Origin of the sequence: Haloarcula sp. CGMCC 1.2071 (genome assembly GCF_037078445.1) — an archaeon.
GTDB lineage: Archaea > Halobacteriota > Halobacteria > Halobacteriales > Haloarculaceae > Haloarcula > Haloarcula amylolytica.
In genome coordinates this window covers 38152-52805 of the sequence record NZ_JAYMGY010000008.1, presented here as the reverse complement: position 1 = coordinate 52805, position 14654 = coordinate 38152, and the positions used below count along the sequence as shown (strand labels likewise).

14 protein-coding genes are annotated in these 14654 nt (G+C 63.8%); 7 read left to right on the top strand and 7 right to left on the bottom strand.

Annotation, left to right across the window (positions count from 1 at the left end):
- Positions 1–14 precede the first annotated feature (14 nt).
- Together VI234_RS14635 and VI234_RS14630 are read right to left on the bottom strand one after the other, a co-directional pair.
- Positions 15–842 carry a DUF7551 domain-containing protein gene (locus VI234_RS14635; protein ID WP_336330429.1) on the bottom strand — a complete coding sequence of 276 codons (828 nt, stop codon included), beginning with the start codon at positions 840–842 and terminating at the stop codon, positions 15–17.
- 6 nt (positions 843–848) lie between these two features.
- The gene (locus VI234_RS14630; RefSeq protein ID WP_336330428.1) at positions 849–2003 is read right to left on the bottom strand and encodes an ABC transporter substrate-binding protein; all 1155 of its coding nucleotides are present in this window, start codon (positions 2001–2003) and stop codon (positions 849–851) included.
- Between the two features lie 143 nt (positions 2004–2146).
- Between VI234_RS14630 and VI234_RS14625 the strand changes: the two genes are divergently transcribed.
- Complete coding sequence (locus tag VI234_RS14625) at positions 2147–2332, top strand: DUF7836 family putative zinc-binding protein (RefSeq protein WP_008309156.1); 186 nt, start codon at positions 2147–2149, stop codon at positions 2330–2332.
- Here VI234_RS14625 and VI234_RS14620 read toward each other — a convergent pair.
- From VI234_RS14620 to VI234_RS14610, 3 genes are read right to left on the bottom strand one after another with little or no spacing between them, the layout of a single operon-like run.
- Positions 2329–2640, bottom strand: a complete 312-nt coding sequence (locus tag VI234_RS14620; protein ID WP_336330427.1) for a hypothetical protein — start codon at positions 2638–2640, stop codon at positions 2329–2331. The genes VI234_RS14625 and VI234_RS14620 overlap by 4 nt on opposite strands.
- A gap of 1 nt (position 2641) precedes the next feature.
- Positions 2642–4222, bottom strand: coding sequence for an acyl-CoA carboxylase subunit beta (locus VI234_RS14615; protein ID WP_336330426.1), 1581 nt, complete (start codon positions 4220–4222; stop codon positions 2642–2644).
- A 1-nt stretch (position 4223) separates the two neighbouring features.
- Positions 4224–4967: a beta-ketoacyl-ACP reductase gene (locus tag VI234_RS14610; protein ID WP_336330425.1), complete on the bottom strand. Its 744-nt coding sequence runs from the start codon at positions 4965–4967 to the stop codon at positions 4224–4226.
- A gap of 218 nt (positions 4968–5185) precedes the next feature.
- Between VI234_RS14610 and VI234_RS14605 the strand changes: the two genes are divergently transcribed.
- Genes VI234_RS14605 through VI234_RS14580 form a run of 6 tightly spaced genes read left to right on the top strand, consistent with a single transcriptional unit; the run spans position 5186 to position 12940 of the window.
- A complete protein-coding gene (locus VI234_RS14605; protein ID WP_336330424.1) occupies positions 5186–6349 on the top strand; it encodes an alpha-1 4-glucan-protein synthase in 1164 nt (387 codons plus the stop codon).
- A gap of 37 nt (positions 6350–6386) precedes the next feature.
- Positions 6387–7589: an extracellular solute-binding protein gene (locus VI234_RS14600; protein WP_049942885.1), complete on the top strand. Its 1203-nt coding sequence runs from the start codon at positions 6387–6389 to the stop codon at positions 7587–7589.
- Position 7590: 1 nt separating this feature from the next.
- Complete coding sequence (locus VI234_RS14595; protein ID WP_008309145.1) at positions 7591–9213, top strand: ABC transporter permease; 1623 nt, start codon at positions 7591–7593, stop codon at positions 9211–9213.
- Complete coding sequence (locus VI234_RS14590; RefSeq protein ID WP_008309144.1) at positions 9213–10343, top strand: ABC transporter ATP-binding protein; 1131 nt, start codon at positions 9213–9215, stop codon at positions 10341–10343. The genes VI234_RS14595 and VI234_RS14590 overlap by 1 nt, the downstream gene beginning before the upstream one ends.
- Positions 10340–12346 carry an ArnT family glycosyltransferase gene (locus VI234_RS14585; RefSeq protein ID WP_008309142.1) on the top strand — a complete coding sequence of 669 codons (2007 nt, stop codon included), beginning with the start codon at positions 10340–10342 and terminating at the stop codon, positions 12344–12346. The genes VI234_RS14590 and VI234_RS14585 overlap by 4 nt, the downstream gene beginning before the upstream one ends.
- 9 nt (positions 12347–12355) lie before the next feature.
- On the top strand, positions 12356–12940 hold the full coding sequence (locus VI234_RS14580) for a gluconate 2-dehydrogenase subunit 3 family protein (RefSeq protein ID WP_336330423.1): 585 nt from the start codon (positions 12356–12358) through the stop codon (positions 12938–12940).
- A 32-nt stretch (positions 12941–12972) separates the two neighbouring features.
- Here VI234_RS14580 and VI234_RS14575 read toward each other — a convergent pair whose 3' ends face one another.
- Together VI234_RS14575 and VI234_RS14570 are read right to left on the bottom strand one after the other, a co-directional pair.
- Positions 12973–13686 (bottom strand): dolichyl-phosphate hexose transferase, encoded by a 714-nt coding sequence (locus VI234_RS14575; RefSeq protein WP_336330422.1) that lies wholly within the window; start codon positions 13684–13686, stop codon positions 12973–12975.
- Between the two features lie 49 nt (positions 13687–13735).
- The gene (locus VI234_RS14570) at positions 13736–14512 is read right to left on the bottom strand and encodes a helix-turn-helix transcriptional regulator (protein WP_336330421.1); all 777 of its coding nucleotides are present in this window, start codon (positions 14510–14512) and stop codon (positions 13736–13738) included.
- Positions 14513–14654 lie beyond the last annotated feature (142 nt).

Here is a 14654-nt window from a genome sequence, read left to right as displayed (position 1 = left end):
AACGAATGGAATGTTCATGCAGTCGTCGTGACGACCGAGAGCCCTTCGGCGGGTCGGTCACCAGCCAGTGAAACGAGCAGCCGCCAGCCGTCCGTAGTTCGCTCCGCTTCGGCCATCTGTGGCGTGATACTCGTCCGTCGCAGCAGTTCGACGGCAATCGGCAACACTGGGCAGCGGAGGTCCGACAGCGTCGGGCGATAGTTCTGTAATGTAATATATCTGGAACAGCGGCCGGGACCGACCGCGGCGGGTTCGATTGCTGTCTCGTCGACCAGCCCCGCTGTTTCGAGGTCGGCGACGGCGTCCCGGACCGGCTCAGGCCCGCTTGGCTTCCTCGGTAACTGGCCGGCGGCTTCGCGGAGGGTGTCCGCCTGTACTTCCGGGTCGAGATTGTCGGCGATCGCCGTGGCCATGCTTTCGAGCATCGCCAGACAGAGGCGCTCGCGGTTCTCCGTCTCCTCGGCCGCTTCGAGGTAGCTGTCGATGACTGCCTGCTCGACGGAGCGATGACGGCCCGACAGTACCTCGAACAGCGACCCGGCGACCGTGTGACAGTACTCCGGGAGCGACGACGGGCCAGTCCTGACGGCGTCGGTCCCCCACGGCGCTTCACAGACGATGAGGCCGTGGACGGTGACGCGGGGGTCATAGCGCCGGAGGGCACTCCGGTAGGCGGTCGCGACGCTGGCCGCTTCGGCGGCCGTCTCGCGGTCCGGGAACTGCATTCCCGACACCGGGAACGGCGGCGTGCCTGTCCGGGCGCTGACGACGCGATACGGCCCAACAGCCACGCTGAGATCCGAGAGCCTGTCACGGATGTCCGCGAGTGTTCGTCCGACCATGGTGCCCTACAGCTCTCCGGCGACGATATCGGCGACGCGCTGACGGTCGAACAGGTTCCGGTCCACGTCGTGCACCTGCGACGCGGCCCGTTCCGTGAGGACCAGATTCGTTATCGGCCCCTGATACAACGGCCCCCCGCGATACACGTCCCCGTTCTGTACCGCCGTCAGCTCGCTCCCGGCCGAATCCGATTCGAGGAAACTGACGACCGTGTCCTCGAACTCCGAGCGCGTTTTGTTCTCCTGTCCACGCAGGAGCAGGTGCTCCGGATCGATGTCGAGCAGGGTCTCGAAGTCGACCTTGCTGCGGTCGGCGTGGAAGTCCCTGACATCGGTCTTCGCGAAGGCGTCGCGTACCCCGAGGTCTCGCCACTGTTTGAAGCTGGTCCCGTCCTCGATGAGGTACGGTGAGAAGCTGGTGGGCTCGTCGCTGCCGGCCCACATGATGGCTACCTCCGGCCGGTCTGATTCCGAGTCCGGCAGGATGTCTTCCAGGCTCGTCTGGAACTCTTCGTGGAGAGTCCGGAACGCCTCGAACCGGTCGGTCCGCTGGAACGCCTGGGACAGTTTCTCGAAGGCTTCGTACAGTGTGTAGTAGGTGTAGTCGTGCCACTCGTAGCCGGTCGAGAAGATGCTGTTCCCGAAGAAAGGACCGACCTGGGTTTCGATTTCGTCGATATCCGACTGTTCCCAGGACCCGCGGCTCTGCAGGAAGTTCGGGTCCATGACGTGGATGTCGGCGTCTATTTCGTAGAACTGCTCTTTCCCGACACCGCTGTCCCCCCACAGCTTCTGGATCGAACTCCCGTCGACGCTGACGCCCGGGATCTCGTCGTAGAGCTGGGTGTGGTACCGGGATGGGAGCCAGACGCCCTCTGGTGCGTCGAGGCCGAGCGCAATCCCCATGTCGGCCCAGCTCCCGTTGTTCGCGACCCAGCCCTCCGGAACTGCCTCGAACGTGACCTCGCCCACCGGTTCCATCGTGACGGAGTAGCCCGACTCCGTCGGTTCCGTGGTCGCTGTCGCGGTCGTCGTACCGGAATCCGTCGCGTCATCAGTCGCGCCGTCACCACCGCTCCCGGCCTCGGACTGACCCGAACAGCCGGCGACGGCACCTGCCAGCCCGACACCGGTCGCAACGATGTACTCTCGTCGGTTCATATCTTTTTAGGCTTGCCTAAACGGTTTAAATCTTCCCATGTTTAGGCAGCCCAAAAGCGGCATGAATCGACAAACAGCACCACAGCCCCCGACAGTGAGAATCCACACAAAGTATATCCGTGTGTGCTAACCACACACGAAATATGCAGGAGGCCTGGCTCCAACTACAATGTCCGGCGTGTTCAGTTGCCTGGGAAGAGCAAGTGTCCGACCTCCCGGCCCCTGAAACACAGTTCGTCTGTGACGACTGCGGGGCCGAACGGGCGCTGTCGGAGTTCATGCGGACCACCCGCGACCTCGAAGTGCTGCAGGAGTTTACGGACTCTTAGTACCGCGCCCGCGCCGCCGCCTTCCACTCCTCGCCTCGCTTGACGTTGTCCGGAGGGTGGCGCTTGCCCACGCTCGCCAGCCGTCCGGCCAGCGTCCACTCGTCGACGTACTCGACCGTCTGCCGCTGTGCTGTCGCCACAGCGGCCCGCTGACGGTCGGTCAAATGGGCACTGATTGCGGCAGTGATAGCGGCTGCCTCGGCCTGTGATGCGTCCGCTGGTATCGACAGCGACAGGTCTTCCGGGCCCTCGCTGTCGGTGGTCAGCACCGGCTCCGCGTCCGACTGGGGGGTGTTGCGAGTCGCCATATTACAGCGGGATGTTGCCGTGGTCTTTCGGCGGTGTATCCTCGCGCTTGCGCTGCAGGAGGTCGAGGTCCTGAATGAGGCGCTTGCGCGTCTCTTTCGGTTCGATGACGTCGTCGAGGTAGCCCCGTTTCGCCGGCCCGTACGGATTGGCGAACTCGTCGCGGAACTCGTCCATCAGTTCCTGGCGCTTGGCGTCCGGGTCGTCGGCGTCTGCGATTTCGTTCCGGTAGAGGATGTTGACCGCGCCCCGGGGACCCAGGACCGCCATCTCCGACCCCGGCCAGGCGTAATTCACGTCGCTGCCGAGGAACTTCGAGGACATGACGATGTACGCTCCGCCGTAGGCCTTCCGCACGACGACCGACAGCAGCGGCACCGTCGCCTCGGCGTAGGCGTAGATCAGCTTCGCGCCCCGCCGGATGATGCCGTTGTGCTCCTGATCCGTGCCGGGCATGAACCCGGGTACGTCGACGAGCGTGAGGATGGGGATATTGAACGAATCGCAAAAGCGGACGAACCGGGCCGCTTTCTCCGCCGCGTCGATGTCAAGCGTCCCCGCGCTCACGCGTGGCTGGTTGGCGACGACGCCGACCGACTGGCCGTCCATCCGAGAAAAGCCCACGACGACGTTGCGCGCCCAGTTGCCGTGGACCTCGAAGAAGGAGTCCTCGTCAACGATGGCATCGATGACTTTCGTCATATCGTAGGGCTTTCGCGGGGCCGACGGCACGATGTCGGTCACACCGGGGATCTCCCGGTCGGGGTCGTCCCACGGCTTCACCCGCGGCGGGTCCTCCATGTTGTTCGATGGCAGGTACGACAGGAGGCGACGGATGTTTTCGAGGGCTTCCTCCTCTGATGGGTACGAGAAGTGAGCGACGCCGGACTTGGTAGAGTGAGAGCCAGCACCGCCGAGTTCCTCTTTCGACACCTGTTCGCCGGTCACCGTCTCGATGACGTCCGGCCCGGTGATGAACATATGGCTGGTGTCCTGCACCATGAAGGTGAAGTCAGTCAGCGCTGGGCTGTAGGTGGCTCCGCCGGCACACGGCCCCATGATGGCCGAAATCTGTGGGATGAGCCCGCTAGCCTTGGTGTTGCGCTCGAAAATCTTGGCGAAGCCGACCAGCGAGTCGACGCCTTCCTGAATGCGTGCGCCGCCGGAGTCGTTGAGTCCGATGACCGGGACGCCGTTCTCGATTGCCCGGTCCATCACCTTACAGATCTTATCCGCGACGACCTCGCCGACCGAGCCACCGAGGACCGTGAAGTCGTGGGCGAACAGGAACACCTTCCGACCGTCGACCTCGCCGTAGCCGGTGACGACCGCGTCGCCAGCGAATCGCTTCTCCTCCATGCCGAAGTTCGTCGACCGGTGCTCGACGAACGGATCGACCTCATTGAACGTGCCGTCGTCGACGAGGAAGTCGATGCGTTCGCGGGCGGTCATCTTGCCCTTCTCGTGCTGGGATTCGATACGAGCTTCACCGCCGCCGAGTTCGGCTTCGGCCCGTTTCTGTCGCAACTCCTCGACCGCGTCGTCGGGCGCGGTCTCGTCTTCTGGTTCTTCCTGCTGACTCATGCTACCACTCCATCCCGCCGTTGACACCAAGTACCTGTCCAGTCATATAACTCGAGTCCTCGCTTGCGACGAACCTGACGATGCCGGCGATGTCTTCGACGCGTGCGAACCGGTCGAGCGGGATCTCCCGCAGAATCTTCTCCTGAACGCGTTCGGGCACCTCCTCTAACATATCGGTCTTGACAAAGCCCGGTGCGACGCAGTTCGCGGTCGAGCCCGTGTGTGCCAGTTCGAGCGCTAGGGTCCGCGTAAAGCCGAACAGTCCGGACTTCGTCGTCGCGTAGTTGGCCTGTCCGATGTTGCCCTGCTGGCCGACGACACTAGAGATATTTATCAGTCGGCCGTGCTCCGCGTCGCGGATGTCGTCGTAGAACGCCTTCGTCCCGTTGAACACGCCGCCCAGGTTGACGTCGATAACCGTCTCCCAGTCTTCACGGGTCATGTTCTCGAATTTCTTGTCGATAGTGATACCGGCGTTGTTGACGAGCACGTCCGTGGGACCGAACTTGTCGGCCACCTTCTCACGCATCGCCCGGACTTCATCGAGTTTCGCCACGTCGGCCTGCGCCGCGATAGCGTTACCACCGTTTTCGCGGATATCCTCGACGACGGCACGGGCTTCCGCGTCCGAGGACCGGTAATTTACGACGACGTTGGCCCCGTGAGCACCGAGGTCTTTGGCGATTCCGCGGCCGATACCGCGCGAGGACCCGGTGACGACACAGGTCTGATTATCCAGGTTCATTTGTGGTTGATGGGAGCCCTGTTGCTTCGTACGCTCATCACCTAATCTGGCAAAGCACAGCCAGATAATAGTTCTCCTAATACAACATTAAACGTCAGATTTAGAATATAATGGTGTTCCGGTTTCGGGATACATGATGTCTGGAAAACAGATTCACGAGGGCAGCAAAGTGAGAACGCCAAATCTTTTAGGATGGCCTAAAGAGGTAGGGCCAGTACATGACAGCCGACATCTGCGTGATGGTGCCGACGATTCGAAACCACGAATGCATGCGTTCGTACTTCCAGAACGCCCGGGACCACGGGTTCGATCTGGACCGACTGTTCGTCGTGCTCATCACCGAGGACTTCTGTGACACCGACGCGATGGAACAGATGCTCGACCAAGAAGGCGTCGACGGGGCCGTCTACGACGGGACCGCCCGCGAGGCGTGGTTCGAGACCCACGGCGCGAGCGAGTATTCGCACCTTATCCCAGAAGCGAGCCACGCCCAGACGTCGTTTGGCCTCCTCTACATGTGGGCCAACGACTACGAGTACGGCGTGTTCATCGACGACGACACGCTGCCACACGAAGACGCGGACTTCTTCGGCACCCACATGTCGAACCTGGCCTTCGAGGGCGAGATCGAGACGGTCAGTTCCGACGAGCAGTGGGTCAACGTCCTCTACCAGAACGAGGACGAACACGGTCTCTACCCGCGTGGCTACCCCTACGCCGCGATGGACGAGACGGTTTCAACGGAAGCGACGCAGGTCGACGATGTGGTTGCCTCCCAAGGCCTCTGGACAAACGTACCGGATCTCGACGCCGTTCGTATCCTGATGGACGGCGACCTCCAGGGACAGGCCCAGACCCGGACGAGCGAGGCGGACTTCGGCGATGACTTCGTCGCCGCCGAGGGCCAGTACCTCACCGTCTGCTCGATGAACCTCGCGTTCCGCCGGGAAGTGATTCCGGCGTTCTACCAGCTCCCGATGGACGACAACGAGTGGGACGTGGGCCGCTTCGACGACATCTGGTCGGGCGTGTTCCTCAAGCGGGCCTGTGACGTGCTCGGCAAGCAGATCTACAACGGCGACCCCCTCTGTGAGCACAACAAAGCGCCCCGCTCGACGTTCTCGGACCTGACCAACGAGGTCCACGGGCTCGAACTCAACGAGCACGTCTGGGAGATCGTTGACGAGGCCGGCGCGGACGCCGACTCCTATGCCGAAGTGTTCGACGCGATCGCCACGGCGATGGCCGACGGCGATTTCAGCGACTGGGAAAACGGTGCCTTCCTTAACTACTGCGGCGAATTCATGCTCGACTGGCTGGAATGTCTCGACGAACTGGACGCCGCCGCGACGGAACAGGTCCCCGCAACCGCCGACGACTAGAAAGGCCTAAGTTGTTTAGGCAACCCTAAATCAAACAATGAGTGATTCTAACGACACGGCAGGACGTAACGTGACGCAGTCTCGACGGCGCTTCCTCGCTCTCGGCGGCGCGACTGCCGCAACAGCGCTTGCCGGCTGTTCCGGTATTCTCGGTGGTGGCGATGGCGGTGAGGGTGGAAGCGACGGTGGAACTGATACCGGCGTCGGGCAGATTTCCCTTTCGGACTTCCGTGGGTCCGGCCCACTGGTGGAACAGCGGGACGCTCCCGGCGGCACCTCCATCGAGGAGTTGCCGGACCTCAGCGGCGAACTGACGCTGTATCTCGGCGGTGGCGAGGGCGGGCTGTATCTCGACCTCATCAATCTGCTCGAACAGCTCTATCCGGATTTCTCGGCGAACCACCGGCTCGAAGCCTCCAGCGACCTCGCGAACACGATTATCGAGGAAAACGAGGCCGGCGCGAGTCCCGCCGACGTGTTCATGTCCATCGACGCCGGGTCCCTCGGCGCGGTGGCAAACGCCGGGGCGACCGCGAGTCTCCCCGAAGAGGCCCTTTCGACGGTTCCCGAGGCCTACCAGGACAGCGAGGGGCGCTGGGTGGGCATCGCCGGGCGTGCCCGGGCGATCCCGTACAACACGAACCAGATCTCCGAATCCGACATCCCATCGACGGTCCAGGAGTTCCCCGAAACAGCTGCGCTGGAAAACAGCATGGGCTGGGCGCCGAGCTACGGCGCGTTCCAGTCCTTTGTCACCGCGATGCGGCTCATCCGCGGCGACGACGAGACGATGTCGTGGCTCCAGGCGATGCAGGACCACGGTATCACTACCTACGACGACGAGTTCCGCGTTTCCAACGCCTGCGCCGACGGTGAACTCACCGCCGGCTTCGCCAACCACTACTACACGCTTCGGGTCCAGTCCGCCCGCGACGACTCGCCCATCGGCCTCGCGTTCACCGAGGGCGACGCCGGCGCGCTCGTCAACGTCTCGGGGCTGGAAATCATCGACGGAACCGACAACGCTGACCTGGCGTCGAACTTCGTCCGGCACGTTCTCTCGGCGGAGGCCCAGGAGTTCTTCGCCACCCGAACGTTCGCGTATCCGATGATTCCGGGCGTCGCACCGGTCGGCGACCTGCCGCGCATCGACGAGCTGAATCCGCCGGACATCGATCTGACCGAACTGGCCGACGTGGCCGGAACCGTGGACTTACTTCGGGACGCCGGCGTCCTCTAATATGGGCACAAAAGACCGGTACGAGCGGCTTCGGGAGCAGGCGACGACGTCGGAACGAGACTCGTCGCCGCACACGCTGCTCGCAGTGGTCTCGCTGGCGATCTCGCTGTTGTTACTGGCACCGCTGGTATGGATTTTTCTCAGGGCAGGTGAAATCGAGTTCGCGCGTGCGGTCGAATTGCTGACAAGCGATACGACCGTCTCGGTGACGCTGAACACGCTGGCGCTGGTGACTGGCGTCACTTTCGCGTCGATTCTCATCGGCGTCCCGCTGGCGATTCTCACCGCCCAGACCGATCTGCCGTTCAAGCGATTCTGGACGATCACGTCCGCGTTGCCACTGGTCGTTCCGAGCTACATCGGGGCCTTCGCGTTCGTCTCGGCCTTTGGCCCCCGGGGCGTCCTCGCGGACCTGCTCTCGCCGCTCGGTATCGAGCAAATACCGACGATATACGGCCTGCACGGCGCAATACTCGTCCTGACACTGTTTACCTACCCGTACGTATTCTTGACTACGCGCGCGTCGCTGCTGTCGTTCGACGGGACCGTCGTCGAGGCCGCCCGGACGCTGAATCACACTCGTTGGGAGGCGTTCCGCCGCGTCACGCTACCACAGATCGCACCAGGCATCGCCGCCGGCGCGCTGCTGGTGGCACTGTACGCGCTTTCTGACTTCGGAACGCCGGCGATTATGCAGTACGACGTGTTCACGCGGATGATCTACAACGAGTTCGGCGCGCGCCGACTGGACTACGCCTCCGTGCTCTCGATGCTGTTGCTCGTGATGGCGCTCGGCATCCTCGCCGTCGAATCCCGGCTCAGCGCGGGCCGGGACGGCGCCTACGTCAGCAGCGGCTCGCGCCGGCCCGGTCTCATCAGGCTCGGATACTGGAAGGGACCGGCACTGCTGTTTTGCGGCGCCATCGCGTCCCTGTGTCTGGTGCTTCCCATCGGCATCCTGCTCCAGTGGCTCCTCCGCTCCGGCACGGGCTACAGCGGCGGTGGCTTCGCGTTCGAGGCGTCCTATGCCTGGAACTCGGTCGGTCTGGCCGCCGCCGCGGCCGCTATCTGTGTCGTGGCGGCGCTCCCGATTGCGTACCTCGCCGCGCGGGGCACGTCGGGTATTTCGTCACTTCCCGAGCGGGCCACGTACGTCGGCTACGCGGTCCCCGGTGTCGTTCTCGGCCTCGCGCTGGTGTACCTTGGGCTCCGGTACGTCCCCTTCCTGTACCAGAGCGTCATCCTGCTAGTGTTCGCCTATGTGATTCGGTTCCTCCCGCAGGCCGTCGGGACGACCGAATCCTCGATTCTTCAGGTCGACCCGCAGTACATCGAGGCGGCGCGGTCACTGGGCTACCACCCGCTCTCGGCGTTCCGGAAGGTCGTCTTGCCGCTCGTCGCGCCGGGTATCGCCGCCGGGGCCGCACTGGTGTTCCTGACGACCATGAAGGAATTGCCGGCAACGCTGATGTTACGCCCGACGGGCTTCGAAACCTTCGTCACGTACATCTGGCTCGTCCAGGGTGCCGGCTACTACGGACAGGCGGCGGTCCCGGCCCTCGTGCTCGTTGGCCTTTCCGGACTCTCCATGCTGGTCATTCTTCGACGGGAGGACACAAGCTAATGTCTCGACAAACACGCACACAGCAAACATCGGACTTCGACGACGTGGACGCAGCGGTAGCGAACCCGAACCGGACCGTCCTGGAACTGGACGACGTTTCCAAGGACTACGGTCACGAAGTCGCCGTCGAGAACCTCTCGCTCGACGTGAAAGACGGCGAACTACTGACGCTTCTGGGCCCCTCTGGCTGCGGCAAGACGACGACCCTCCGGATGATTGCCGGGCTGGAACGCCCCTCTGACGGCCAGATCTCCATCGCCGACGAAGTCATCGCCGACGGCACTTCGTTCCGGAAGCCCGAGGAGCGCAACGTCGGTATCGTCTTCCAGGACTACGCCCTGTTCCCGCATCTCACCGTCGCCGAGAACATCGCGTTCGGCCTGACCGAGATGGCGGAAGACGCTGTCGGAGAGCGGGTCGACGAACTGCTCGAACTGGTCGACCTGTCGGACCATCACGACAAGATGCCCAGCCAGCTTTCCGGCGGGCAACAACAGCGCGTCGCGCTCGCGCGCTCGCTGGCCCCGGAACCGGACGTCCTCCTGCTCGACGAGCCGTTCTCGAACCTGGACGTGCGCCTGCGCGTCGAGATGCGCGAGGAGGTCCGCAAGATCCTCAAGCGGGCCGGCGTCACCGCCATCTCTGTGACCCACGACCAGGAGGAGGCGCTGTCGATCAGCGACCGCGTCGCCATCATGAACGACGGGACCATCGCTCAGATCGGCGACCCCGCTGAAGTGTTCGAGAACCCCGAAAGTCGCTTCGTCGCGAGCTTCCTCGGCCAGGCGAGTTTCCTCTCGGCCCGGGTCACCAGCGACGTCATCGAGACCGGGCTCGGTTCGTTCGACGTGGAACTGCTGAACGGGCCGGTCGAGGCGTACAACGGCGCGATGGTGGACGTACTCGTCCGGCCCGACGACCTGCAGGCGATGCCAACAAACGAGTCCAAGGCCGACGGCTACGTCGTCCATCGCCAGTACAACGGCCCCTCGTTCGTCTACCGGGTCGAACTCCACAGCGGCGACGTCGTCCACTGTATGCACAACCACGTCGAGACGTTTGAGCCAGGCCAGCCCGTCGAGGTCGACCTGGTCGCTGACCACGATCTGGCCTGGTACCCGACGGAATGACGCGACTGCGCCGGCCGGGGGTACAGGCGGGGCTGGTGGCGCTGCTGGGCGGGGTCGCCGTTTTCACGCTCGCCCACGTCGTTTTCCCGCACCACACCACCAACCACGACGAGGGCGTCTACCTCCAGCAAGCCGCCATGTTGCTGGAGGGGCAACTGTTCATCTACCCGCCGGTCGAGGAATCGTTCCGGCCGTGGTTCTTCGTGGCCGACGGCGAGCGGTTGTATCCGAAGTACGCGCCGGTTCCGGCGGCGATGTTCGCCGTCGGGAAACTGCTCGGCGGGTACCGCGTCGCGCTGGGTCTGATCTCGACTGGTGTCCTAGCGCTGACCTACCACACCGTCCGCGAGGCCTTCGACGCTCGAACCGGCGTGGTCGCGACCGTCCTCATGCTCGGGTCGCCGCTGTTTCTCATCGACGCCTCGGTGTTCCTCTCGTACGTACCGACGACGCTCTGGAACCTCGGCTTCGCCGCGGCGTATCTCCACGCCGACCGGACCGGGAGCCGAAAGACAGCGGTGTGTGCCGGGCTCTCCATTGGCATCGCCTTTTTCGCGCGGCCGTACACGGCCGTGCTGTTTGCGACGCCGTTCATCGCGCACGCGCTGTGGTCGCTCCGGACGCGCGACCCGGCGCGGTTCACGCGACTGTCGCTGACTGCCGTCGGCGGGCTCACCGGCGTCGCCGCGACGCTTGCCTACAACCGCGTCGTCACCGGCTCCGCGCTGTTGTTCCCCTATGAGGTGTTCGCTCCACAGGACGGACTGGGCTTCGGCTACCGTGAGATTCTGGGCTACTCTCGGGAGTTTACGCCGGCGATGTCGCTGGACGCGAACGCCGAACTCCTCTGGAAACTCCTCACGCAGTGGGTCGTCGCCGGCCCGCTGGGGACGCTCGCTGCGGCTGTCGGTCTCGGGGCTGCCGTGCGCCGCGGGATAGACGGTCGACAGGCGGCGCTTGCCGGCGTCCTCCTGACGGTCTCCCTCGGCAACGGCTACTTCTGGGGCACCGTGAACATGCTCGGAGACCTTTCGGACCCGACGGACGGCCTGGTCGCCTTCCTGGGCCCGTTCTACCACGTCGACATGCTCGTCCCGCTGACGGCTTTCGGTGCCGTCGGCGTCGTTGCGGTTGCCCGGTGGACGCAGCGGCTGGTCACGGCGCGGGTCAGCGCCGACCGGGTCCGTCCGGTCCTGCTTGCGGTCGCGCTCTGCGGCGCAGCGCTGGGCGGCGGCGCGGCCGTCGCGACGGCGTCCGAGCCGGTTTCGGACAACTACGCGGTGACCCAGCAGTTAGAGCAGGCCTACGAGCCGTTTTCGGAGCGTGATCTCGACAACAGCCTCGTCCTGCTTCCCACACCCTATGGCGACTGGCTCAATCACCCGTTCCAGTCGGTTCGCAACGACCCCGGCTTCGACGGCGACACTGTCTACGCGATGCAACACCGCCAGTTCGAGGTGCTCGACGCCTATCCCGAGCGGGACTACTACCGCTACGTGTTCCGCGGGGAGTGGGTCCCGTATCTGGGGCTGCCCGTCGAACCGCGACTCCAGCCGGTGTCTGTGGCGGAGGGGGAGACGGTCCAAACGGACGTGTCAGCGTCGGTTCCGGAGCAGGCCGCGCTGGTCTCGATCCGGCTCACGAGCGAAGGCGAGAACGACTACGCGACGGTTACCGGAACGGACCGGCTGGATCTGCAGCTCTCGACCGACCGGAACCGGACGCAGCTCACCGGCGACGGAATCGACGACCAGGTCAGCGTCCCGACGCCGGAAGACGGGACGGTGACGCTGATTATGTTCGTCGACTACGGCACCGGCGCAGGGTTCGAGTACCGCGCGGAACTCCCGGTCGAGCAGACCGACGAACGCGTCCGGGCGCTGACGCCGCGGCTCGAAGTCTGTCGGGACCAGCGCCGCTGCGGCGGCGAAGCGGCCTACGTCCCGGGCACGCATCGCGATGGCATCAGCATGAACGCGACCACGAAAAGCGCGAATACGTGATACTCACCGATGACTGACTACGAACTCACCAGACGCGACGCACTGAAAGCACTCGGCGCGGCGGGTGTCACCGTCGGCGGCGGCGCGGCGGCGCTCGCCTGGGACAGGTCGAGCAGCGACGATGCTGCCGAGTCAGCCGAGGCCGACGCCGCCAGTTCCGAATCGGGCTTCGGGGACCACGAGCGCGAGACGTACCGCGCCGTCGCCGCTATCGTCTATCCGAGCGAGGTGACGGGCGTCGCTGGATTCGTCGACAGCTACGTCGCCGGACGGGTCGAGGCAGACCCCGAGCGAGCCGAGGACATGGCGGCAGCAGTCGCGGATCTGGACGCGTACACCCGAGAGTGGGAAGACAGCAACTTCGTGGCGGTCGATGCTGCGACGCAAGAAGATACGCTTCGGGGAATGGGGGTCAAGGCCTCTGATCCGGACCCACATGGCGACCCGAGGCACCGCGTCCGCTACTACCTCGTCAACGACCTCCTGTTCGCGCTGTACAGTTCGCCGACCGGCGGTAAGCTCGTCGGCATCGAGAATCCACAGGGCCACCCCGGCGGAACGGGTAGCTATCAGCAGCCACCGAACGACCGATAAGCCGGGTCCCGTCGTCGACTGCTTCGGCGGTGTTACCGGAACCGTTCTTCGAGCGCAACCCGGACGATAGATTTCGCGATGGCGGCCCCGCCGGAGAACGGGTCGAGTTTCGTCTCGCCTTTCCGCTCGTCGTACGCGATGGGGCGCTCACGCACGTCGTAGCCACGCATCAGCGGCCGCATGAGCAGTTCGGCTGAGAGCCCGGTGTTCTCTGTCCAGACGATCTTCTGGAGGACCTCGCGGCGGTACGCGCGCATTCCAGTCGTCGTGTCGTGGACGCGCTTGCCCATGAGCACGCTCGCGAGTAACGCGAACAGTTCGTTCCCCAGTTTGTTCATCGCCGGCATCTGTTCGGCCCCGTAGTACAGTCGGTCACCGCTGACGACGTCGGCCCCGTCGTTTATCTCCGCGAGGAAATCGGGCAGACGCTCCATCGGATACGTATCGTCGCAGTCCGTCGTGACGACGACCGGGCGGTCCGGTGTCAGCACGGCTTTGCGGACTGCCACGCCGTACCCCTGCGGTTCCTGTTCGATAACTGTAGCACCGTGCTCGCGGGCGATCTCCGGTGTCCGGTCGCTGGACCCGTCGACACAGACGACTTCGGCGCGCCCGTCAGTCACTGCAGCGATGTCGTCGAGCACGGTGCCGATTGCTTCTTCCTCGTTGTACGTGCCCATAACGACCGCGAGGTCGTCGAAGGTGTAGCCGGCCGGTTCGTCAGTCCGTGAACCCTGAATAGCCATTGCTCATCCGTCAGTACCCACGGTTCTTGAATGTTTAGGTTTGCCAAAATCAGCGGTCGGTGAGATACGTTTTTATCGGGGTTGCAACCGCCCAGAGGTGCGCAAACAGGTCCCGTGCCCACGAAATAGCGCTGTCCGTTTCGGAGACGATTTTCGCCGACGGCCAGGCTCCGTCGAGTTCTGGGAGCGTCAAGATCATCCAGTCGTCGGCGACGGCGAGTGCGTACGGGACCTCCGTGACACGAACGGTCGTCTCCTCGTATCGATTCATATCGAGCGAGACGGACTCCTTGCCGAGCATCTCGTCGATGACAGCACAGCTTACCACCAGTCTCGAGTCGGGGCTATCTGGCATCGCCTCCTCGTACTCCGGGTGGTAGACGGGCGAGACCACGTCGCAGTTCTGGACGCTCTCGACGCGGGTGACGACTTCGCGGACCGGGCGGTTGATATCGGTCTGCGTGCCACGGATGACGGTGTATTCGTCGAGTTCCGGGAGGCGACACCGGAACGGCTGTGGCAGAACTGATGTATCGTGGGACTCCCAGTACTGCGGGGCCACGGCGAAGAGTTCCTCGAGGCGTTGCTGGCGGTGAATCGTATCCGCGACGAGGCGGCCGGTGCCGGTGAGTCGCCAGCCGTCATCCATCGAGGTGACCAGACCGCGGCCTTCGAGGTTCGAGAGCGCATCGTATATCGCGGACTCGCTCGCAGTGACCGCTGACAGCAGTTCGTTGGTGGCCTTGGCTCCGGGACACAGCGAGCCGATGATGTCCGTCCGGACGGACGACGTTCGGACGTACTGAATAACTGATTCTACGCCCATACTGTCCCCATATACTGTAGCTCATATTTTTCGTACATATCAGTTTCCATTTGTAATGGAATACTCTCCGGAAGCTGTACTATTCTCCCGGACATTGGATATTATTGCAGTCAATGTGTCCATCTTTTTTACCGCTCGTGAT